Annotated in this window: 15 protein-coding genes; 6 read left to right on the top strand and 9 right to left on the bottom strand. The window is 63.2% G+C overall.

Annotation, left to right across the window (positions count from 1 at the left end; all coding sequences use genetic code 11):
• Nucleotides 1–43: 43 nt before the first annotated feature.
• The 4 genes from PST29_RS19665 to PST29_RS19650 form a co-directional block, all read right to left on the bottom strand.
• Complete coding sequence (locus PST29_RS19665) at nt 44–1990, bottom strand: acetyl/propionyl/methylcrotonyl-CoA carboxylase subunit alpha (protein WP_060844118.1); 1947 nt, start codon at nt 1988–1990, stop codon at nt 44–46.
• Nucleotides 1987–2805 carry a gamma-carboxygeranoyl-CoA hydratase gene (locus PST29_RS19660; RefSeq protein WP_060844117.1) on the bottom strand — a complete coding sequence of 273 codons (819 nt, stop codon included), beginning with the start codon at nt 2803–2805 and terminating at the stop codon, nt 1987–1989. The genes PST29_RS19665 and PST29_RS19660 overlap by 4 nt, the downstream gene beginning before the upstream one ends.
• A 17-nt stretch (nt 2806–2822) precedes the next feature.
• The gene (locus tag PST29_RS19655; RefSeq protein ID WP_060840160.1) at nt 2823–4427 is read right to left on the bottom strand and encodes a carboxyl transferase domain-containing protein; all 1605 of its coding nucleotides are present in this window, start codon (nt 4425–4427) and stop codon (nt 2823–2825) included.
• 106 nt (nt 4428–4533) lie between these two features.
• The gene (locus PST29_RS19650) at nt 4534–5697 is read right to left on the bottom strand and encodes an isovaleryl-CoA dehydrogenase (protein WP_060840159.1); all 1164 of its coding nucleotides are present in this window, start codon (nt 5695–5697) and stop codon (nt 4534–4536) included.
• 227 nt (nt 5698–5924) lie between these two features.
• On the opposite strand from PST29_RS19650, the gene PST29_RS19645 reads away from it, so the two are divergent.
• Complete coding sequence (locus PST29_RS19645; protein ID WP_060844116.1) at nt 5925–7628, top strand: AMP-binding protein; 1704 nt, start codon at nt 5925–5927, stop codon at nt 7626–7628.
• Between the two features lie 621 nt (nt 7629–8249).
• Here PST29_RS19645 and PST29_RS19640 read toward each other — a convergent pair.
• The 3 genes from PST29_RS19640 to PST29_RS19630 all read right to left on the bottom strand — a co-directional run bounded on the left by PST29_RS19640 (nt 8250) and on the right by PST29_RS19630 (nt 10676).
• A complete protein-coding gene (locus tag PST29_RS19640; RefSeq protein WP_060840157.1) occupies nt 8250–9149 on the bottom strand; it encodes a hydroxymethylglutaryl-CoA lyase in 900 nt (299 codons plus the stop codon).
• Nucleotides 9150–9211: 62 nt separating this feature from the next.
• The gene (locus PST29_RS19635; RefSeq protein ID WP_060840156.1) at nt 9212–9616 is read right to left on the bottom strand and encodes a MerR family transcriptional regulator; all 405 of its coding nucleotides are present in this window, start codon (nt 9614–9616) and stop codon (nt 9212–9214) included.
• 124 nt (nt 9617–9740) lie between these two features.
• Entirely contained in the window at nt 9741–10676 is a 936-nt protein-coding gene (locus PST29_RS19630; protein WP_060840155.1) for a LysR family transcriptional regulator, read from the bottom strand.
• Between the two features lie 180 nt (nt 10677–10856).
• Here PST29_RS19630 and PST29_RS19625 point away from each other — a divergent pair, with 180 nt between their 5' ends.
• Complete coding sequence (locus PST29_RS19625; protein ID WP_060844115.1) at nt 10857–12086, top strand: acyl-CoA dehydrogenase; 1230 nt, start codon at nt 10857–10859, stop codon at nt 12084–12086.
• A 54-nt stretch (nt 12087–12140) separates the two neighbouring features.
• Here PST29_RS19625 and PST29_RS19620 read toward each other — a convergent pair whose 3' ends face one another.
• The gene (locus tag PST29_RS19620) at nt 12141–13523 is read right to left on the bottom strand and encodes a substrate-binding domain-containing protein (RefSeq protein ID WP_060844114.1); all 1383 of its coding nucleotides are present in this window, start codon (nt 13521–13523) and stop codon (nt 12141–12143) included.
• Nucleotides 13524–13814: 291 nt separating this feature from the next.
• Here PST29_RS19620 and PST29_RS19615 point away from each other — a divergent pair, with 291 nt between their 5' ends.
• A complete protein-coding gene (locus PST29_RS19615) occupies nt 13815–14147 on the top strand; it encodes a DUF1508 domain-containing protein (RefSeq protein ID WP_016965736.1) in 333 nt (110 codons plus the stop codon).
• A 50-nt stretch (nt 14148–14197) separates the two neighbouring features.
• Here the strand turns inward: PST29_RS19615 and xthA are convergent, their stop codons facing one another.
• Entirely contained in the window at nt 14198–15010 is an 813-nt protein-coding gene (gene xthA, locus PST29_RS19610; protein ID WP_060840152.1) for an exodeoxyribonuclease III, read from the bottom strand.
• Between the two features lie 176 nt (nt 15011–15186).
• Here xthA and PST29_RS19605 point away from each other — a divergent pair, with 176 nt between their 5' ends.
• From PST29_RS19605 to PST29_RS19595, 3 genes are all read left to right on the top strand, one after another.
• Nucleotides 15187–15837 (top strand): GNAT family N-acetyltransferase, encoded by a 651-nt coding sequence (locus PST29_RS19605; RefSeq protein WP_060840151.1) that lies wholly within the window; start codon nt 15187–15189, stop codon nt 15835–15837.
• Between the two features lie 65 nt (nt 15838–15902).
• Nucleotides 15903–17630 carry an autotransporter assembly complex protein TamA gene (locus tag PST29_RS19600; protein ID WP_060844113.1) on the top strand — a complete coding sequence of 576 codons (1728 nt, stop codon included), beginning with the start codon at nt 15903–15905 and terminating at the stop codon, nt 17628–17630.
• Nucleotides 17627–21304: a translocation/assembly module TamB domain-containing protein gene (locus PST29_RS19595; protein WP_060844112.1), complete on the top strand. Its 3678-nt coding sequence runs from the start codon at nt 17627–17629 to the stop codon at nt 21302–21304. Before PST29_RS19600 ends, PST29_RS19595 begins: the two co-directional genes overlap by 4 nt.
• Nucleotides 21305–21402: the final 98 nt, after the last annotated feature.

The raw sequence follows: 21402 nt of genomic DNA, 5'->3' as shown, positions 1-21402 counted from the left end.
GCCCCTTCCTACAAGTAGGAAGGGGCTTTCTTATTGATTTGAGTTACTCCAACTCCACCAAGGCACTGCCTTCGCTGACCATTTCACCTTCCTGACAGTACAGGGCCTTGATGATCCCGGCCTGGGGCGCGCGGATGCTGTGCTCCATCTTCATGGCTTCCAGTACCACCAGTTGCGCACCGGCCTCGACGCTTTGTCCGACAGCGACCAGCACCCGCACGATGCTACCGTTCATCGGTGCTGTGAGCCCGCCATGCTGACTGTGACTGGCATCGGCCGCGGCGATCGGATCGTAGGCGCTGATGGCGTGCATGTCGCCGTGCCAGTGTAGGTACAGGGTGTCGCCACGGCGAATGGCGCGATGTTCACGACGCAGTCCCTGTTGCTCGACCCACAGGCGCTCGTTTTGCAACTGATAGGCGGGGGAATGAGCCCCAAGGCTGATGGCCCGGTCCTGGCCGGCGCAGCTCAGGTGCAGGCTGGTCTGGGCCGGCAGGCCACTGCGCCAGCCGTCGAGCGTCGACCAGGGCGATTGGGGATCGTCAGCGCGCGTGCGCTGCGGCTGACTTTGCGCAAAGGCCTGGGCCGCCGCCTGCCAGAAGTCCGTGGTCAATTCGCCTGGCGCTGGCAGGAGTTGCTCCTGATAGCGTGGGATAAATCCGGTATCCAGTTGTGCTTGGGCAAATGCCGGATGGGCAATGATGCGCCGCAGGAACGCCAGGTTGGTTTTCAGGCCGCCGATGGCGAACTCGTCGAGCATGCTCAACAGACGCAGGCGGGCCTGCTCGCGGTTCTCGCCCCAGGCGATCAGTTTGCCCAGCATCGGATCGTAGAAGGGCGACACGCTGTCACCTTCCTCGACTCCACTGTCCACCCGGCGTCCCGGTCCCGCGGCGGACTCCCGATACAGGTCGAGGCGGCCGGTGGCCGGCAGAAAATCGTTGCCCGGATCTTCGGCGTAAAGGCGTACTTCAATGGCGTGCCCCAGCAGCGGCACCTGTTCCTGGCTGAGGGGCAGGGCTTCGCCCCGGGCCACGCGGATTTGCCAGGCCACCAGGTCCAGCCCGGTAATGGCCTCGGTGACCGGGTGCTCCACCTGCAGGCGGGTATTCATTTCCATGAAGAAGAATTCGCCGCGGGCGTCCAGGAGAAACTCCACGGTGCCGGCGCCGACATAGCCGATTGCCTGAGCGGCACGCACGGCCGCTTCGCCCATGGCCTTGCGCAGCTCAGGGCCAAGGCCCGGAGCGGGGGCTTCCTCGACCACTTTCTGGTGGCGACGCTGGATCGAACAGTCGCGTTCGTTGAGGTACAGGCAGTTGCCGTGTTGGTCGGCAAATACCTGGATCTCCACGTGTCGTGGCTTGAGCAGGTACTTTTCCACCAGCATCCGCGAGTCGCCGAAGGACGACTGGGCTTCGCGCTGCGCCGAGGCCAGGGCTTCAGCCAGCTGGCTGACGTCCTCGACCACCTTCATGCCCTTGCCGCCGCCGCCTGCGGTGGCCTTGAGCAGCACCGGGTAGCCGATGCGCTCGGCGGCGCTGCGGAAGGTTTCCAGGTCCTGGGCTTCGCCGTGATAACCCGGCACCAACGGCACCCCGGCGGTTTCCATCAGTGCCTTGGCCGCCGATTTGCTGCCCATGGCGTCGATGGCCGAGGCGGGCGGCCCGAGAAAGATCAGGCCCGCCGCTTCAATGGCTCGGGCAAAACCGGCGTTCTCCGAGAGAAAGCCGTAGCCGGGGTGAATGGCCTGGGCGCCGCTGGCTTTGGCGGCGGCGATGAGCTTATCGATCTGCAGGTAGCTGTCGGCGGCCTTGCTGCCGCCCAGATCGACACGGATATCCGCCTCGCGGCTGTGCCGGGCGTCACGGTCGGTGGCGCTGTGCACGGCCACGGTGGTCAGGCCCAGGGCCTTGGCGGTGCGCATCACGCGGCAGGCGATCTCGCCGCGGTTGGCCACCAGCAGGGTGTCTAGAACAGGGGCGCTCATGAGCGGGGCTCCTTGGTGGTGGTCGCGGGCTGCCAGCTGGGCGGGCGTTTTTCCAGGAACGCCCGCAGGCCTTCCTGGCCTTCGGCGCTGACCCGGATGCGCGCAATGGCGTTCTCACAGTAGCGACGCAGGGCCGTGGTCAGGGCGCCGTTGCCGACTTCCCGCAACAGGTCCTTGCTGGCGCGCATGGCCTGGGGACTGTTGAGCAGCAGATTGTCGATCCAATACTCGACCTGCTGCTCCAGCTCGGCAGCCGGGTAGCTTTCCGCCAGCAAGCCGATGTCCCGCGCGCGCTGGCCGCCGAAACGCTCGGCGGTGAGGGCATAGCGCCGGGCGGCGCGTTCCCCGATGGCCTGGACCACGAATGGGCTGATGACCGCCGGTGCCAGGCCGATGCGCACTTCCGACAGGCAGAACTGGGCATCGTCGGTGCCGATCGCCATGTCGCAGCAACTGATCAGGCCCAGGGCTCCGCCGAAGGCTGCGCCTTGCACCACCGCCAGGGTGGGGATTTTCAGCTTGGCCAGGTTGTACATCAGCTCCGCCAGTTCCCGGGCGTCGTCGAGGTTGGTCTGGTAGTCGAGTTCGGCCGACTGCTGCATCCAGGCCAGGTCGGCGCCGGCGCTGAAGTGCCGGCCGCGTCCGCGCAGCAACAGGAAACGCAGGCTCGGGTCGGCCTGGACCTGATCCAGGGCGAGGATCAGCTCGCGGATCATCTCGGCGTTGAAGGCGTTGTTCTTGGTTTCGCGGCTGAGCCACAGGGTGGCGAAGCCACGGGGGTCGCGCAGCAGTTCCAGGGTATTGAAGTCGCTCATGTTCTTCTCGCGCAGGATTACATGCGGAACACGCCGAAGCGGCTCTGTTCGATGGGGGCGTTGAGGGCCGCGGACAGGGCCAGGGCCAGTACGTCACGGGTTTGCGCCGGGTCTATGACGCCGTCGTCCCACAGTCGTGCACTGGAGTAGTAGGGGTGCCCCTGGTGCTCGTACTGATCGAGGATCGGCTGCTTGATCTCGGCTTCCTGGGCGGCGTCGAACGGCTGTCCACTGCGTTCGGCCTGCTCGCGCTTGACCTGAACCAGCACCCCGGCCGCCTGTTCGGCGCCCATCACGCCAATTCGCGCATTGGGCCACATCCACAAAAAGCGCGGGTCATAGGCGCGGCCGCACATGCCGTAGTTACCGGCGCCGAAGCTGCCGCCGATGATCACGGTGAGTTTCGGCACCTTGGCGCAGGCCACCGCGGTCACCAGCTTGGCGCCGTGCTTGGCGATACCGCCAGCTTCGTATTTCTGCCCCACCATGAAGCCGGTGATGTTCTGCAGGAACAGCAGGGGAATGCCGCGCTGGCAGGCCAGTTCGATGAAGTGCGCGCCTTTTTGCGCGGCTTCGGCGAACAGGATGCCGTTGTTGGCGAGAATGGCCACCGGATAACCATGCAGATGGGCAAAACCGCAGACCAGGGTGGTGCCGAACAGGGCCTTGAATTCATCGAACAGCGAGCCGTCCACCAGCCGGGCAATGACTTCGCGGACATCGAATGGCTGCTTGGCATCGGCCGGCACCACACCATAGAGCTCATCGCCCGCATACAGCGGAGCGATCGGGGTGCGTTGCTGCAATTGCCCCTGCTTGTGCCAGTTGAGGTTGGCCACGCTGCGCCGTGCCAGGGCCAGGGCGTGTTCGTCGCTGTCGGCGTAGTGGTCGGCGACTCCGGAAACCTTGCAGTGCACGTCGGCACCGCCCAGGTCTTCGGCACTCACCACTTCACCGGTGGCGGCTTTCACCAGGGGCGGGCCGGCAAGGAAGATGGTCGCCTGTTCACGAACCATGATGGCTTCGTCTGCCATGGCCGGTACGTAGGCGCCACCGGCGGTGCAGGACCCCATGACCACGGCGATCTGCGGGATGCCCTGGGCGCTCATGTTGGCCTGGTTGAAAAAGATGCGGCCGAAGTGCTCGCGATCCGGGAATACTTCGTCCTGGCGTGGCAGGTTGGCGCCGCCGGAGTCCACCAGGTAGATGCAGGGCAGGCGGTTTTGCTGGGCGATGGTCTGGGCCCGCAGGTGCTTTTTCACCGTCAGTGGGTAGTAGGAACCGCCTTTCACCGTGGCGTCGTTGGCCACGATCATGCACTCGATGCCTTCCACCCGGCCGATGCCGGCAATCAGCCCGGCGGCCGGCACGTCTTCGCCATAGACCTCGTAGGCGGCCAGGGGGCTGAGTTCAAGGAAGGGCGAGCCAGGATCGAGCAGGCGGTTGATACGTTCGCGCGGCAGCAGTTTGCCCCGGGAAGTGTGGCGCTCCTGGGCCTTGGCGCCACCGCCTTGCTGGACCTGGGCGAGCAGGGTGTGCAGGGCGTCGACCTGGGCCAGCATGCTGGCCGCGTTCTGCGCGAACTCGGGGGATTTCGGGTTGAGCTGAGACTTCAGAATCATCGGAGGGCCTACGGCAGCTTCAAGCGACACGCTTCAAGCTGCAAAAGTAAGTCGGTATTACGGCAGCTTTGGCTTGCCGCTTGTCGCTCGCAACGTGCGGCTGCTCTTACTTGGTTTCGTTGAACAGTTCGCGACCGATCAGCATGCGCCGGATCTCGCTGGTGCCGGCACCGATCTCGTAGAGCTTGGCGTCGCGCAGCAGGCGGCCGGCGGGGAATTCATTGATGTAGCCGTTGCCGCCGAGGATCTGGATCGCATCCAGGGCCATCTGCGTTGCGCGTTCGGCGCTGTAGAGAATCACCCCGGCGGCGTCCTTGCGGGTGGTTTCGCCGCGTTCGCAGGCCTGGGCCACCGCGTACAGGTAGGCGCGGCTGGCGTTGAGCTGGGTGTACATGTCGGCGATCTTGCCCTGGATCAGCTGGAATTCGCCGATGCTCTGGCCGAACTGCTTGCGGTCGTGAATGTAGGGCACCACCAGGTCCATGCAGGCCTGCATGATCCCGGTCGGGCCGCCGGAGAGCACCACGCGCTCGTAGTCCAGGCCGCTCATCAGCACTTTGACGCCACCGTTGAGCACGCCGAGGATATTTTCCTCCGGTACTTCCACGTCATCGAAGAACAGCTCGCAGGTGTTGGAGCCGCGCATGCCCAGCTTGTCGAACTTGTTGCTGCGGCTGAAGCCTTTCCAGTCGCGCTCGACGATGAAGGCGGTGATGCCGTGGGGACCTTTCTCCAGGTCGGTCTTGGCGTAGATCACATAGGTGTTGGCGTCGGGGCCGTTGGTGATCCAGGTCTTGCTGCCGTTGAGGACGAAACGGTCGCCGCGCTTGTCGGCCCGCAGCTTCATCGACACCACGTCGGAGCCGGCGTTGGGTTCGCTCATGGCCAGGGCGCCGATGTGTTCGCCGCTGATCAGCTTGGGCAGGTACTTGCTCTTCTGCTCGTGGTTGCCGTTGCGGTTGATCTGGTTCACGCAGAGGTTGGAGTGGGCACCGTAGGACAGCGCCACCGAGGCCGAGCCGCGGCTGATTTCTTCCATGGCCACCACATGCGCCAGGTAGCCCAGGCCGGCGCCGCCGTACTCTTCCGCCACGGTGATGCCCAAGAGGCCCATGTCACCGAACTTGCGCCACATGTCGGCGGGAAACAGGTTGTCGACATCGATCTGGGCGGCCCGCGGTGCCAGTTCGGCCTTGACGAAGGCCTGGACCTGCTGGCGCAGCATGTCGATGGTTTCACCGAGGGCGAAGTTCAGGGTCGGATAACTCATGGCGTGGGCACCTTCACACTTGTTTTTATTGAGAGGAGGACGTGGAGAGCGGCGCTGTCGGGCTCTCACCTTTACGTTAACGTAAACCTGCGACCGAAGGCTGTCAATCGCCCTTTACGTAAACGTCAACTTGCGCCAGAGTAGCAGGGCTTTCGATTGGAGCCAGGCTTTTTTGCACCTTTCGCCTGGCTCCTGAACACCCACTAATAAAGACAATAGGGGTCGTCATGGAACACTCGGGTTTCCAGCCGGATCGCAGCTACACCCGTGGTACGCAAGACAAGCCGTTGCTCGCGCTGACCATCGGCCAGGCTTTCGACAACACTGTCGCCGCCTATCCTCAGGGCGAGGCTCTGGTGGTGCGTCATCAGCAGTTGCGTTACACCTGGCAGCAGTTGCGCGAGGCCGTGGACCTGCATGCCCGGGCGCTGCTGGCCTTGGGGCTGGACACGGGGGATCGCCTGGGAATCTGGGCACCCAACTGCGCTCAATGGTGCATCGCGCAACTGGCCAGCGCCAAGATCGGCGCGATCCTGGTGAACATCAACCCGGCCTATCGCAGTTCTGAGTTGGAATATGTGCTCAAGCAGTCCGGCTGCCAGTGGCTGATCTGTGCCGGGGCGTTCAAGACTTCCGATTACCACGGCATGCTCCAGGGCCTGATCCCCGAACTGGCGGAGCAATCCATCGGCCAATTGCACTGTGAGCGCCTGCCCGAGTTGCGTGGGGTGATCAGCCTGCACGCGCAGCCGCCCTCCGGCTTTCTGCCCTGGTCGCAGTTGACCGACCTGGCCGCCGGGACCACTGCCGAGCAACTGCAGGCGCGCCAGGACAGCCTGGATTTCGACCAGCCGGTGAATATCCAGTACACCTCGGGCACCACGGGCTTTCCCAAGGGCGCGACCCTGAGTCACTACAACATCCTCAACAACGGTTACATGGTGGGGGAGAGCCTGGGCCTGACAGCGGCGGATCGCCTGGTCATCCCGGTGCCGCTGTACCACTGCTTTGGCATGGTCATGGGCAACCTGGGCTGTATCACCCACGGCACCACCATGATCTACCCCAACGACGCCTTCGACCCATTGCTGACCCTGAACGCGGTGGCCGAGGAGCGGGCGACCGGTTTGTACGGGGTGCCTACCATGTTCATCGCCCTGCTCGATCAGCCCCGGCGTGGCGAGTTCGACCTGTCGAGCCTGCGCACCGGGATCATGGCCGGCGCCACTTGCCCGATCGAGGTAATGCGCCGGGTCATCAGCGAGATGCACATGAGCGAAGTGCAGATTGCCTATGGCATGACCGAAACCAGTCCCGTGTCGTTGCAGACCGGTCCTGCCGATGATCTGGAGTTGCGGGTCACCACGGTGGGGCGTACCCAGCCCCATCTGGAGAGCAAGATCATCGACGAGGCCGGCAATGTGGTGCCGCGGGGCACTATCGGCGAGCTCTGTACCCGTGGTTACAGCGTGATGCTCGGCTACTGGAACAATCCTCAGGGCACCAGTGAGTCCATCGATCAGGCCGGCTGGATGCACACCGGCGACCTGGCGACCATGAACGAGCAGGGCTATGTGTGCATCGCCGGGCGCAACAAGGACATGATCATTCGCGGTGGCGAGAACATTTACCCGCGGGAGCTGGAAGAGTTCTTCTTCACTCATCCTGCCGTGGCCGATGTGCAGGTGATCGGTATTCCCTGCGCCAGGTACGGTGAGGAGATCGTCGCCTGGATCAAATTCCACCCCGGGCATTGCGCCAATGAAGTGGAGCTGCAGGCCTGGTGCAAGGAGCGCATCGCCCATTTCAAGACGCCGCGCTACTTCAAGTTCGTCGAGGAGTTTCCGATGACGGTGACCGGCAAGATCCAGAAATTCCGCATGCGGGAAATCAGCATCGAGGAACTGCGCGAGCAGGTGGCCAAGGTCTGAGCCTTGCTGGGGCGTGCATCTGTACGGGTGCACGCTTCAGGGGCGAGGAAGGACAGGTCAAGTCGAATCGCGCAAAGCACAAAGGGGAGCCGAAGCTCCCCTTTAATTTGTCGTTGCGTGCTCTTTTTTTATTATTGAGGGGCGGTCTGTTGTTGTTTTTGGCAACCGTGGCCCTTTGCTGCTGTTTTGTGCGATCCCCATCCGGGATCAAGAGCAAACGTATTTTTTTGAGCGCTGATCTAATGTGTCGCCAGGGCGATCCAACCAGTTCGGGAGCTACCTCAGGGTAGTTTTATTGTTCTCTGACCGGTTGCGGGTGGCTCTTGCAAGCCCTCCTGCACACTACATCCTCTCCAAAAAAATCTGTTAGCTGCGTCTCTGTCGTGTTGTTTTTGTTATGTCAGAGTCGTTACGTCTTATTTTTATTAGGTTTGCTGCTTTTTATTCTTGTTATGCCATAGAGATAGCAGAAGCCGTGCCAACTTTTTAAAGTCCTTTTAAATCAATGGCTTGATGATTTTGTAGGACAACCTGTACCACAAGAAAATCGACAAACTGTTTCCGTGTTACTCGTTCCAGCCACGGCTCAGAGCGACCGGTAACACCCTGCCGCACACTGACTCAGCCGGCGTTACGCGCCTTGGCCACCCGGGAGCCGCTCGGACGCTCCAGTACCGCGCAGATCTGCCGACCGGCATCGATCAGGCGGTCCATGTCGATACCGGTGTGAATGCCCAGGCCATTGAGCAGGTAGAGGACGTCTTCGGTGGCGACGTTACCGCTGGCGCCCTTGGCATAGGGGCAGCCGCCGAGACCGGCGATCGAGCTGTCGAACACCGCGATGCCCTCCAGCAGGCTGGCGTAGACGTTGGCCAGGGCCTGGCCATAGGTGTCATGAAAGTGACCGGCGAGCTTGTCCCGTGGCACCTGGGCGCCTACCACGTCGAACATGCGGCGGGTGGCGCCGGCGGTGCCGGTGCCGATGGTGTCGCCCAGGGACACCTCGTAGCAGCCCATGGCGTACAGTTCGCGGGCAACCAGCGCGACTTGTTCCGCAGCCACTTCGCCTTCATAGGGACAGCCCAGTACGCAGGACACGTAGCCGCGCACGCTGATCCCGTGCTGTTTGGCGGCGTCCATGATCGGCACGAAGCGCTCCAGGCTTTCGCTGATGGAGCAATTGATGTTGCGCTGGGAGAACGACTCCGACGCGGCGGCGAACACCGCGACTTCCTTGACCCCGGCCGCCAGAGCGTCCTCGAAGCCCCGCAGGTTCGGCGCCAGCGCGCCGTAGACCACCCCCGGCTTGCGCTGGATGCGGGCAAAAACCTCGGCCGAGCCGGCCATCTGCGGCACCCACTTGGGCGAGACGAAACTGCCGACTTCTATATAGCCCAGGCCCGCTGCGGTCAGGGCATCGACCAATTGCACCTTGTCGTCGACGCTGATGGGCCGGGCTTCGTTCTGCAGGCCATCGCGGGGACCGACTTCGATCAGGCGTACATGGCTGGGGAGTGACATACAGGTTCACCTTCTATGGAGGAGGGCGGGTGCCGGCACGAGCCGCGCAGGTGTCCCGGGGATTATTGGACGGGGTTGTTCTGGTTCTGGAGGGTCTGTTGCAGTGCCTGGGTGCAGCGCTCTTCGGCGGTGTCCAGTTCCAGCTTCATCTGTTCGATGTCGAGCAACTGCTGTTCAAGCTGCTCACGGCGCTCGCTGATCTTGGCCAGCATGCTGTGCAACTGTTTGAGGTTGCCGCTGCTGGGGTCATAGAGTTCGATCAGTTCACGGCACTCGGCCAGGGAAAAGCCGATGCGCTTGCCCCGCAGGATCAGCTTCAGGCTGACCTTGTCCCGGGGCGAGTAGATGCGTTCCTGGCCGCGGCGCTCGGGGGCCAACAGGCCCTGCTCTTCATAGAAGCGGATGGCCCGGGTGGTGATGTCGAGCTCGCGGGCGAGGTCGGAGATGCTGTAGGTCTGGCTGCTCATGGAGGCGCTCAAGGTGGGACTTGGCGCTAAGCTAAAGGCAGGTTTACGTATACGTCAAGCAATCCGCGTCTATCCCGTGCGCCGGCAAGCCGGCTGCTGCCGTGAGGGCTTGCCGGCGAAGGGGTCAGGCGGTCTGCTGGTCGAGCTTCTTCTCGTAGGCGGTCACCTGCTGGCACAACTCGATCATCTGCTCGCGCATCCAGCGGTTGGCCGGGTCCTGGTCGGTGCTTTCGTGCCAATACAAGTGGGTTTCCACGGGCGGTACGTCATGGACCGGCAGATTGAATGCCTGCAGGTCATGGCGCCGGGCAAAGCGCTCCGGCACGGTCATCACCATATCGGTCTGTTGCAGCACTTGGGAGGCCATCAGGTAGTGCTGGGAGCGCAGGGCGATCTTGCGCTGGATGCCCATCTTGCCCAGGGCCAGGTCGACATGGCCCAGGCCGCTGCGACGGCTGGAGATATGGATGTGGGTCAGGGACAGGTAATCGTCCAGGGTGAATTTTTCCTTGCCGGCCAGGGGGTGGCCCTTGCGCATGGCGCACACATAACGGTCTTCCATGAGCTTGACATGGCGCACTTGCGGGTCGGTGTTGAGCGGGGCGTCCACGGCAAAGTCCAGGCGCCCGGCCGCCAGTTCCTTGGTGGTTTCCCGGCGCTTGGACAGAAAGCTTTCGATGATCACCGCCGGTGCCAGGCGGCGCAGGCGCTGGAACAGCGGCGGCAGGATCACCGCCTCGGTCAGGTCGGTCATGCTGATGCGATAGGTCTTGACCGCTTGCAGAGGGTTGAAGATCCGACTTTCCTGGACTGAAACCCGCAGCAGCGACAAGGCATTGCGCACCGGACCGATGATGTTCTGTGCCATGGGGGTGGGCACCATGCCCTGGGCGGTCCTGACGAACAGCGGATCGTTGAAGGTCTCGCGCAGACGCGCCAGGGCGTTGGACACCGCCGGCTGGGTGATGCCGACGATCTGCCCGGCGCGGGTCAGGTTGGCTTCGGTGTAGATCGCGTCGAAAACGATGAAGAGGTTGAGGTCGACCTTGCTCAGATTCATGGCGCTGCACTCTTATTGTTAGGGCCTGTGAGGGAGGCTCGGAAGCCTTTCGGATCAGCCGATCATATATCGGTGATGAATGTTAATACACGCCGAGAATAGGCTAGGTAAATTTTCGTAGCTGATCTAGCATCGATTTCAGTCCCCCAACACCCGTTCTTCAAAAAGGTAGAACTGCCCATGGAATTCGCCTATTCCCCCAAGGTTCAGGAGCTGCGTGAGCGCGTCACCGCGTTCATGGATGCCTATGTTTATCCGGCTGAAGCGGTCTTCGAGCGTCAGGTTGCCGAAGGCGATCGCTGGCAGCCGACCGCCATCATGGAAGAGCTCAAACTCAAGGCCAAGGCTGAAGGTCTGTGGAATTTGTTTCTGCCTGAGTCGGAACTGGGTGCCGGTCTGACCAACCTTGAGTACGCGCCACTGGCGGAGATCATGGGCCGTTCGCTGCTGGGCCCCGAGCCGTTCAACTGCTCGGCGCCGGATACCGGCAACATGGAAGTGCTGGTGCGCTATGCCAATGAAGAGCAGAAGCAGCGCTGGCTGGAGCCGCTGCTGCGCGGCGAGATCCGCTCCGCGTTCGCCATGACCGAGCCGGACGTGGCTTCGTCCGACGCCACCAACATGGCCGCCCGCGCGGTGCGCGACGGCGACCAGTGGCTGATCAACGGCAAGAAGTGGTGGACCTCCGGCGCCTGTGATCCGCGTTGCAAGATCCTGATCTTCATGGGCCTGAGCAACCCCGATGCGCCACGCCACCAGCAGCACTCGATGATCCTGGTGCCGGTGGATACCCCCGGGGTGAAGATCGTCCGTCCGCTGCCGGTGTTCGGCTACGACGATGCGCCTCACGGCCACGCCGAGGTGCTGTTCGACAACGTTCGGGTGCCCTACGAGAACGTGCTGCTGGGCGAGGGTCGCGGTTTCGAGATTGCCCAGGGGCGTCTTGGCCCGGGGCGCATTCATCACTGCATGCGCTCGATCGGCATGGCCGAGCGTGCGCTGGAGCTGATGTGCAAGCGTGCGGTGAATCGCACCGCGTTCGGCAAGCCCCTGGCTCGCCTGGGGGGCAACATCGACAAGATCGCCGACTCGCGAATGGAGATCGACATGGCTCGGCTGTTGACCCTGAAGGCTGCGTACATGATGGACACCGTGGGTAACAAGGTGGCCAAGAGCGAGATTGCCCAGATCAAGGTCGTGGCGCCGAACGTGGCCCTGCGAGTCATTGACCGGGCGATCCAGATTCACGGCGGGGCGGGCGTGTCCAATGACTTCCCCCTGGCCTACATGTACGCCATGCAACGCACCTTGCGCCTGGCGGACGGCCCGGATGAAGTGCACCGTGCGGCCATCGGCAAGTACGAAATCGGCAAGTACGTGCCCAGGGAGCTGCTGCGCAGCGGGCATTGATGGGATCGCTGCCGGCCGGTCGGGCAAGCGTCCGGCCGGTCGGCGGCTGTGGGCTCAGTAGACCCAGACTTCCACTCGCCGGTTCTTGATCCGGCCCTCGTCGGCGTTGTTGGCCGCCACCGGCAGCTCGGCGCCAAAACCGCGGATCTCGCGGAACACCACGCCGCTTTTCACCAGTTCTCGACGTACCGCCATGGCTCGCAACCTGGACAGCAGGGCGGCACGTGCCGGGTCGCTCTTGGCATCGCCGAATCCGGCCAGGGTCACTTGGCGGTCCAGCTTGCCGTGCTGGCGCAGGTAGTCCAGGACCCGATTCAGGTCCTGGCGCGCCTTGTTGTCCAGATTGGCGCTGCCCTCCTCGAAGCGAAAGTTCACGTTCAGGCGTTGCGCGTCCCGGCTCAGTTGCTGGTAGGCCTCGGGCATCTGTGGGCTGGGCGTCACCCGTATGGCTTGTACGGTCTGGGCAACAAAACCGTTGGCGGCGACGATGGCTTGGCCCTTGGCGCTCTGGGCAAAATTCACCAAGGCTGTGGCCCAGGGATTCTGGCCGTTGGGGGGCAGGTACAGATACAGACGCCGCGACAGCGGGTAGTCCTCGGTGGCGATCAGGCTGTTGAGGGGCTGCATGGGCTGGGATTCGCCATCGACAATCGCCATCGCCTTGGCCTGGCGCACATAGGGCAGGCCGATGAAACCGATGCCTTGCGGGTCGTGACTGACGGCGTCGGACAACTGCTCGCTGGACTCGAAACGCTTGGCTGCCGGGTTCAACGTCTTGCCACGACGGCTGAGGACCAGCTCTTTGAAGGTGTCGTAGGTGCCGGACTGATCATCCCGGGCATACAGATGGACCGCGCCGCCGGTGCTCCCCAGCTCTTCCCAGGTATTGATCTCGCCGCTGAACAGACGGGCCAGTTGCTCGGTGCTCAGCTGGTTCAGCGGGTTGTGCGGATGCAGGATGATGGCCAAGCCATCAATGGCGATGACCTGTTCCGCGCCGGGGCTCTTCAGGTCGCCCAGGCTTTCCAGGTCCACCAGTTCGCTGTCCTTGATGGGGCGGGAAGCCGCAGCCACATCGGCCTGGGCGTTTTTCAGAGCACTGAAGCCGGTGCTCGAGCCGTGGGCGGCCACCTCCACTCTGACCGTCCGGCCCTGGGGGCTTTGTCCCAGAACCCGTTGCTCATTGTCCTTGCCGCTGGGCTCGATACGGATGTCGCGCAGGCCCTGTTGCTCCAGCAAGCCCTTGACCAGCGCCGGACCGAGTCTGGCACCGATGGTGTTGGAGCCCTGGATGCGCAGCACGGTGGCATTGTCGGTCGCCAGGGGCAGGGCGGCGAACACCGACCAGGGCAGGGCGTAGCAGACGAAGCCGATCAGAAACAGGCTGATGGTCCGGCACCAGATATCTCGTTCACTGGCGGTGGAAGCGCGGGGCATGGCGGCACTGGCCTTCTATATAGGAAGAGGGGAAGTGCGGGCGAGATTAAGTCAGGGAGGTGACAAACATGTGACCGATGGCACTTTTCGGCAACAAATGGCGAAAGTCCTACATCGTAAATAGCTGTTTTCTCTAGATTTTTTGAGACTTGTCCTAAAGACCGGCCTCTGATCGATGCGTAGAGTGGGCAACTTTGTCTGGCGGGGATTGGGGCGACTGCCAACGCTTCATCCCCGCGGATGCCTCGGCAGTGTTGTGCTGCTATTTCGTGGTAAGCAAAGGAGTTACAAATGAGTGCCTGGTTCGAGCTGAAGCAGTATGGCAGTGGTGCATGCAGATTCTTGCTGAAGACAAAGGAGGCGCAGACCATGCTTCAAAGCGAACGATTCCCCTGCCGGGACAGTGCCGAGGCGGCTCTCGGCCTGTTCCGCGCACACTGCGCTTCTCCCGAGCGTTACGTCAAGAAAATTTCATCGGGCGGCAAGCCTTATTTCAAGCTCAAGGCCGGCAAGGAAGTGATCCTGGTCAGCCATTTGTACGACTCGGAGCCCACTCTCGAGAGCGCCATCAACGCCATCGCAGCAGCCGGCACCACTGAACGGGTTGAAGTGGTCCACATGTAAGCGGTAGCAAGAAAAGCCCATCTGACGATGGGCTTTTTCATGCCTGTCGATCAGCTCAGTTCGAGCCAGATCGGTGCATGATCCGACGGTTTTTCCATGCCGCGCAGTTCATAGTCGACGCCGGCATCCTTGATGCGCGGCAACAGGCCCTGGGAGGCCATGATCAAGTCGATGCGCAGGCCACGCTTGGGTTCGTCCTCGAAGCCGCGGCTGCGGTAGTCAAACCAGCTGAAGCGGTCGTTCACCTCGGGGTTGAGGTGACGGAAGCTGTCCACCAGGCCCCAGTTCTTCAGGCGGGCCATCCACTCGCGCTCTTCCGGCAGGAAGCTGCATTTGCCGGTCTTGAGCCAGCGCTTGGCGTTGTCGGCGCCGATGCCGATGTCGCAGTCTTCCGGAGAAATGTTCACGTCGCCCATGACCACCAGGGGCTGCTCATTGCTGAAGCGGCTTTCCAGCAGGTGTTGCAGATCGCTGTAGAAGCGCTCCTTGGCCGGGAACTTGGTCGGATGGTCACGGCTTTCGCCCTGGGGAAAGTAGCCGTTCATGATGGTCACCGGCGTGCCGTGGGCGTCGGCGAAGGTGCCCCAGATAAAGCGTCGCTGGGCGTCTTGGTCATCGCCTTCGAAACCTTTGTGCAGGGCCAGCGGCGCCTGGCGCGAGAGCAGGGCGACGCCGTAATGGCCTTTCTGGCCGTGGTAGTGCACGTGGTAGCCCAGGGCCTGGACGTCGGCGAGGGGAAACTGCTCGTCGGCGACCTTGGTTTCCTGCAGGCCGATCACGTCCGGCTGGTGTTTGTCGATCAGCGCCGCCAGCTGATGAGGGCGGGCGCGCAGCCCGTTGATATTGAACGAGACGATCTTCATGGTCGGCGGTCCTGGCAAAACAGCGATGCTAGCTGACAACGCCCGGGTCGACCAGCGTGGCAGCGCCGTGGATGCGCTGCTAATGTCCTTGGGCGCGGGGAACGATCAGCGCCGTGCAGGGCTCGTAATAACAAGAGCGCGGCCACTTGAGCCGGGGCCAGGGGAGAGTGACCGTCATGCCTGATACCTCCAACACCATTGCCGATATCCACATGCTCGACAGCGGTTATTCCCGCGAAGCGCGGTCGTTGCTGTACCAGGCCTACCGGCATGAACCGACTTTCGCGTTCATTTTCGAGTCCGAGCGCGCCGGTTACGAACAACGGGTACGGGCCACGGTGCGCGAGCTGGTCAAGCAGCATTTTCTTCAGGATCTGCCGGCCATTGGCCTGCTGGTCAACGACCGGCTGATCGGCATTGCCTTGATCGCTCCGCCGCAACGGCGCCTGGGGATCACCGAAAGCTGGGCCTGGCGCCTGCGCATGGTGCTCAGCACCGGTTTTCGCTGCACCCGGCGTTACCTGGAGTACCACCAGGCGGTGCAGGCCTGTCTGCCCAGTGACGCGGTCCATGTATTGCCGTTGCTCGGGGTGCATCCGCAGTTCCAGGGGCAGCATTTTGGCGAGCAACTGCTCGCGGCGGTGCACAACTGGTGCGCGGTGGACGAGCATTCCCAAGGGGTGGTGCTGGACACCGGCAATCCCCGTTATCTGGAGTTCTACAAGCGTCAGGGGTACGCCGAAGTCGGCGAGGTGGCCGTGGGACCGGTGCGCGAGCATGTGTTCTTCCACCCCAATCCCCAGCTCTTACAAAGTGCAACAGGCTGATATAGAACTTTCCGTGCGTTTGAGCGCTCTATCGCCCTCCCAAGCTCGTGATAGCATCCGCGCCTATGAAGTTTCCAGGAAGATTTACCAGCGGCTTTTTGCTGTTGTTCACAAGCTGTGCGGCGCTGGCGCAGAGCGAATTGGATGTCAGGGTAAAGCCCGCCAATGATGAGCTGAAGGCCAATGTGGAGGGTTACATTGGCGATGTCGGTGATCGCGATGAGCAAGCCCTGCTGCGGTTCAGCCGGGGAGCCGAGGAGCAGGCGAAGAAAGCCGCCCAGGCCCTGGGCTACTACCAGCCCCATATCCAGAGCGAAGTGCGCGGTGGCGACAAGCCCCGTCTGCTGCTGCGCATCGATCCCGGCGAGCCGGTGCACCTGCGCAATGTCACGATCCGCGTCGAAGGCCCGGCAGCTTCCCTCAAGTCTTTTCGCACCCCCGACAGCGAGCAGCTCAAACCGGGCGCGGTGCTCAATCATGGCCATTATGAAGACGCCAAGCGCCTGATCCAGAACCAGGCCTCGCGCTACGGTTTCTTTAGCGGGCGCTTTACTCGCCAGCAACTCTCGGTGGACCCGCTGGCCGGCGTCGCCGACATCGAACTGGTGTACGACAGCGGCCCGCGCTACGCCCTGGGCAAGGTCAGCTTCACCGGGGATTCGCTGTTCGATGAAGACCTGCTGCGGCGCATGGTGCCCTTCAAGAGCGGTGCACCCTATGACTCGGAGCTGATCGCCGAACTCAACCAGGCGCTACAGTCCAGCGGCTATTTCGAAGGCGTGCGGGTGGACGCCGCCCCCTCGGCCGCCGAACACCAAGTGATTCCGGTGGCGGTTCAGCTGGAGACGCGCAAGCCGCGGACCATGGGGCTGGGTTTGGGGTACTCCACCGACGTCGGTCCCCGGGTCAAGGCCAACTGGACTCGACACTGGGTCAATCCCCAGGGCCACAGTTACGGCTGGGAGGCGGAAGTCTCGGCGCCCCGGCAGAACGTCGGCCTGTGGTACGACATTCCCCTGGATCCGCCGCTGACCGACAAGTTGCGCTTCGCCGGGGGTTACCAGAACGAAGAGCTCGCCGGCACCGACACCCTGAGCAAGTTGCTCACGGTGGGCCCCGAGTGGCACAGCAAGTTGCCCAGCGGCTGGCAGCGGGTGGTGTCGCTGAAGTATCAACGCGAGGAATACCGCCTCGGAGACGACTCGGGTCTGAGTAATCTGCTGATGCCCGGTCTGACCTATTCCTACCTGCGCAGCGACAACCGCATCGATCCGCACAACGGCTATCGCATCCAGTTCGACACCAAGCTGGCCAAGGAAGGCGTGGGTTCCGACACCAATCTGTTGTACGGCACGGTGCTGCTCAAGGGCCTGACCACGGCCTGGGACAATCACCGGTTTCTTGGCCGGGTGCAGTTCGGGGGCAGCGCCACCAACGGCTACAAGTCGATTCCGCCGTCCCTGCGCTTCTTTGCCGGTGGCGACCAGAGCGTGCGCGGTTACGACTACCAGACCCTGTCGCCGGAAAACGCCGAAGGCGATCGCATTGGTGGCCGCTACATGGTGGCCGGCAGCGTCGAGTACCAATACTCCATTGCCGAGAAATGGCGGATCGCAACCTTCGTCGACCAGGGTAACTCCTTCAATAAACTGGAACTGCCGAACCTCAAGACCGGGGTGGGCGTGGGCTTGCGCTGGGTCTCGCCGGTCGGGCCGATCCGGGTCGACCTGGCCCACGCGATGAATGATGACGGCGGTATTCGTTTGCACTTTTCCATGGGGCCAGAGCTTTGAAGCGTGGTTTGAAGATAACGCTACTGGCGGTCCTTGCGCTGGTGATCCTGATCATCCTGGCGGTAACCACCGTGCTGGGGACCCAGGCCGGCAGTCGCTGGGCCCTGGCTCGGGTGCCGGGGCTGACCCTGGTGCATTTCGATGGCCGCCTCGGCGGCCAATGGAGCGCCGATCACCTGCTCTGGCAACAGGGCGACAATCGAGTCGAGCTCAGCCTGGTGAAGTTCGCCTGGTCTCCGGCCTGCCTGCTGCGCCGCACCCTGTGCATCGAACAATTGCAGGCCGAGCAGGTCAGCCTGCAATTGCCGCCCGGTGCCGAAGAAGAAACAGATTCCGCTCCCATCAGCCTGCCGCAGCTGAAACTGCCACTGGCCATCGAACTGGGCCAGGTGCAGATCGGCAGCCTGCTGCTCAACGGCAGTGAACAGCTCAAGGGCTTGCAACTGTCGGCGCACTGGACCGCGCAAGGCCTGCAGATCGACTCGCTGCAGTTGCAGCGCGATGACTTGAGCCTGGCCCTTTCCGGGCTGTTGCAACCGGCTGGCGACTGGCCCTTGACCGCCCAGGGCACCCTCGCTTTGCCGGCTCCCGGTGGCGGCCCCTGGTCCCTGGCGCTGAAGGTGGAAGGCGACCTGCTCAAGACCCTGAAGCTGCATGCCGACAGCAGCGGCTACCTGCAAGGGCAATTGAGCGGTCAATTGCAGCCATTGGCGGAGAATCTGCCGGCAGAGGTGCGGATCACTGCCGATGGTTTCAAGGCCAGCGCCGATCTGCCGGACACCCTGCAGCTGGATCAGCTGGAACTGACCGGCAACGGCGACCTGAAAAGCGGCTACCAGCTTGCTGGCAAGGCCAGCCTGCCAGCGGAGCAGGGGCCGGTGGCCCTGGTGCTTTCGGGCAAGGTCGACGCCAAGGGGGCGCAGATTGCCGCTCTGGACCTGAATGCCAGCGACAAGCAGCACCTCAAGCTCAGCGGGCAACTGGACTGGAGCGAAGGTTTTTCCGCCGAGGCCAAGCTCGCCTGGCTGGATTTCCCCTGGCACCGCCTGTATCCGCTGATCGATGAGCCGGCCGTGCGGGTCCGCAGCTTCGACGCCGAGGTGGCTTATCGCGACGGTCATTACCTGGGCAACTTCAAGGGCGACCTGGACGGTCCGGCCGGCGCCTTCAGCCTGAGCAGCCCGTTCAGTGGCGACCTGAGCAAAATCTACCTGCCGCAGTTCAAGCTGGTGGCGGGGCAAGGCAAGGCCGAAGGTCACCTGAACCTGCAATTTGCCGATGGCGTGGCCTGGGACACGGCCCTGGACCTGTCGGCGATCAATCCGGCCTATTGGCTGGCGGAGTTGCCCGGGACCCTGGCCGGCCCGTTGCGCAGTCAGGGTGAAATGAAGAATGAACAGCTCAAGCTCACTGCCGACCTTGACCTCAAGGGCCGCCTGCGAGGGCAGCCGGCGCTGTTGCAGGCCAAGGCCGACGGCGCGGGAGAGCAGTGGCAGCTGAGTGCGCTGGACATCCGCCTCGGTGACAACAGCATCAAGGGGACGGGCAGCCTGCAGCAGAAGCTGGCCGGACAACTGGACATCAAGCTGCCACGGCTGGGCCAGCTCTGGCCGCAGTTGCGCGGGCAGCTCACTGGTCGGGTGGAGCTGGCAGGGACGCTCAAGGCGCCCCAGGGCAAGGTGGATCTTGCGGGGCAGCAATTGGCCTTTGCCGAGAACCGCCTGCAAAACCTCAAGCTGAATGCCACGCTCGATGGTGCACAAAAGGCTCGGGTGGAGCTCAAGGGCAGTGGGATTCAGGCGGGGGACACTCAGCTTGGCACCCTGACCCTGGCCGGCCAGGGCGATATCAAGCAACAGGCCCTGCAACTGGATCTGCAAGGCCCCTTGCTGAAGCTGGCCCTGGGACTGGACGGCACCCTGGACCAGGGCAACTGGCGTGGGCGCCTGGCCAATGGCGAGGTGCAGAGCGGCGGCCAGGACTGGAAGCTGCAAGGCCCGGCCAAACTCGAGCGGCTGGCCAGCGGCACTCTCAACTTCGGTGCCCACTGCTGGGTCAGTGGCGATGCCAGCCTGTGCGGTGAAGACCAACGCTTGATGCCTGATCCGAAGCTGCGTTATCACCTCAAGCGCTTCCCCATCGACAGCCTGGCCCAATGGCTGCCCAAGGATTTCGCCTGGAAAGGCCTGCTCAATGCCGAGGTGCAGCTGGATCTGCCGGCCAGCGGGCCCAAGGGGCAGGTCGTCCTGGACGCCAGTGGTGGCACCTTGCGGGTCAAGGACAAGGATCAGTGGCTGGACTTCCCCTATCAGGCGCTGAAGCTCGATACCCGCCTCAACCCGCGGCGCATCGATACCCAGTTGCAGTTCGAGGGCGGCAAGCTGGGGCAGTTGATGGTGCAGGCGCAGATCAATCCGCTGGCGAGGAACAAACCCCTGTCCGGGGAGTTTCGCCTCACGGGCCTGGACCTGTCGGTGGCGCGGCCCTTCGTGCCCATGGTGGAGAAGCTTGGCGGCAACCTGAATGGCAGTGGTCGCCTGTCGGGCGGGCTGTTGGCGCCTCAGGTCAATGGCAACCTGCAGCTCAGTGACGGACTGGTGTCCGGCTCGGAGCTGCCCACCAGCCTCGAAGACCTGCAATTGACCGCACAGATCATGGGCGAGAGCGTGCGCCTGGATGGCGGCTGGAAAAGCGGCAAGTCCGGGCAGGGCAGCCTCACTGGCAACCTGGCCTGGGGCCGGGCGCTGATGGTGGACCTGAGTCTCAAGGGCACGCAGCTGCCGGTGACGGTCGAGCCCTATGCGGCGCTGGAAGTGGCGCCGGATCTGAAGATCTCGCTGCGCGACGACAAGCTGGCGATCGATGGCAAGGTGTTGATTCCCAGGGGCCAGATCACCGTGCGTGAACTGCCGCCGTCCACGGTCAAGGTGTCCGACGACACGGTCATCGTCGGTCAGCAGACCGAAGAGGGGCAAAAGCCCATGGCCATGGCGATGAACATCGATGTTGAGGTGGGGCAGGACAAACTCAGTTTTGCCGGCTTCGGTCTGACCGCCAACCTGCAGGGCCACGTGCATATCGGCGACAACATGGACACCCGCGGCGAGCTGTGGCTCAACGATGGCCGCTACCGCGCCTACGGCCAGCGCCTGACGGTACGGCGGGCGCGGTTGCTGTTCGCCGGTCCCATCGACCAGCCGTACCTGGACATCGAAGCGGTGCGCCAGACCGACAACGTGATCGCCGGCATCCGCCTCAGCGGCAGTGCCGAGCAACCGGCGACGCAGATCTTCTCCGAACCGGCCATGAGCCAGGAGCAGGCGTTGTCCTATCTGGTGCTGGGACGGCCGCTGAGCTCCACCGGCGAGGACAACAACATGCTGGCCCAGGCCGCCTTGGGGCTGGGGCTGATGGGCAGCTCCGAACTCACCGGCAGCATTGCCAAGAACCTGGGGATTCAGGACTTCCAGCTCGATACCCAGGGCAGCGGCAACAGCACCAGCGTGGTGGCCAGCGGCAATATTTCCGAGAAGCTCAGCCTGCGCTATGGCGTCGGGGTATTCGAGCCGGCCAGCACCATCGCCCTGCGCTACAAACTGAGTAAGAAGGTCTACCTGGAAGCGGCCAGCGGCTTTGCCAGCTCCCTGGACATCTTCTACAAGCGCGACTTCTAAGTCCTGCCGCCGGGAGGCGCAACGCCTCCCGTTCACCTGGCTTCCTCCCTCGCTCCGGACCTGCGCTGCGTTCAAGGCGGCGTGCTGCGCCGTTTATC

It is taken from the genome of Pseudomonas sp. St29 (assembly GCF_001547915.1).
Taxonomy (GTDB): Bacteria; Pseudomonadota; Gammaproteobacteria; order Pseudomonadales; family Pseudomonadaceae; genus Aquipseudomonas.
Note: the sequence above shows the minus strand (reverse complement) of the source record. Positions and strands in the feature narration are given on the sequence as shown.

Coding starts and splice junctions, on each gene's coding strand:
- PST29_RS19620 (WP_060844114.1), bottom strand. CDS start 13,523: ATGCCCCGCGCTTCCACCGCCAGTGAACGAGATATCTGGTGCCGGACC.
- PST29_RS19605 (WP_060840151.1), top strand. CDS start 15,187: ATGCCTGATACCTCCAACACCATTGCCGATATCCACATGCTCGACAGC.
- PST29_RS19600 (WP_060844113.1), top strand. CDS start 15,903: ATGAAGTTTCCAGGAAGATTTACCAGCGGCTTTTTGCTGTTGTTCACA.
- PST29_RS19665 (WP_060844118.1), bottom strand. CDS start 1,990: ATGAGCGCCCCTGTTCTAGACACCCTGCTGGTGGCCAACCGCGGCGAG.
- PST29_RS19650 (WP_060840159.1), bottom strand. CDS start 5,697: ATGAGTTATCCGACCCTGAACTTCGCCCTCGGTGAAACCATCGACATG.
- PST29_RS19645 (WP_060844116.1), top strand. CDS start 5,925: ATGGAACACTCGGGTTTCCAGCCGGATCGCAGCTACACCCGTGGTACG.
- xthA (WP_060840152.1), bottom strand. CDS start 15,010: ATGAAGATCGTCTCGTTCAATATCAACGGGCTGCGCGCCCGCCCTCAT.
- PST29_RS19625 (WP_060844115.1), top strand. CDS start 10,857: ATGGAATTCGCCTATTCCCCCAAGGTTCAGGAGCTGCGTGAGCGCGTC.
- PST29_RS19635 (WP_060840156.1), bottom strand. CDS start 9,616: ATGAGCAGCCAGACCTACAGCATCTCCGACCTCGCCCGCGAGCTCGAC.
- PST29_RS19615 (WP_016965736.1), top strand. CDS start 13,815: ATGAGTGCCTGGTTCGAGCTGAAGCAGTATGGCAGTGGTGCATGCAGA.
- PST29_RS19630 (WP_060840155.1), bottom strand. CDS start 10,676: ATGAATCTGAGCAAGGTCGACCTCAACCTCTTCATCGTTTTCGACGCG.
- PST29_RS19655 (WP_060840160.1), bottom strand. CDS start 4,427: ATGATTCTGAAGTCTCAGCTCAACCCGAAATCCCCCGAGTTCGCGCAG.
- PST29_RS19660 (WP_060844117.1), bottom strand. CDS start 2,805: ATGAGCGACTTCAATACCCTGGAACTGCTGCGCGACCCCCGTGGCTTC.
- PST29_RS19640 (WP_060840157.1), bottom strand. CDS start 9,149: ATGTCACTCCCCAGCCATGTACGCCTGATCGAAGTCGGTCCCCGCGAT.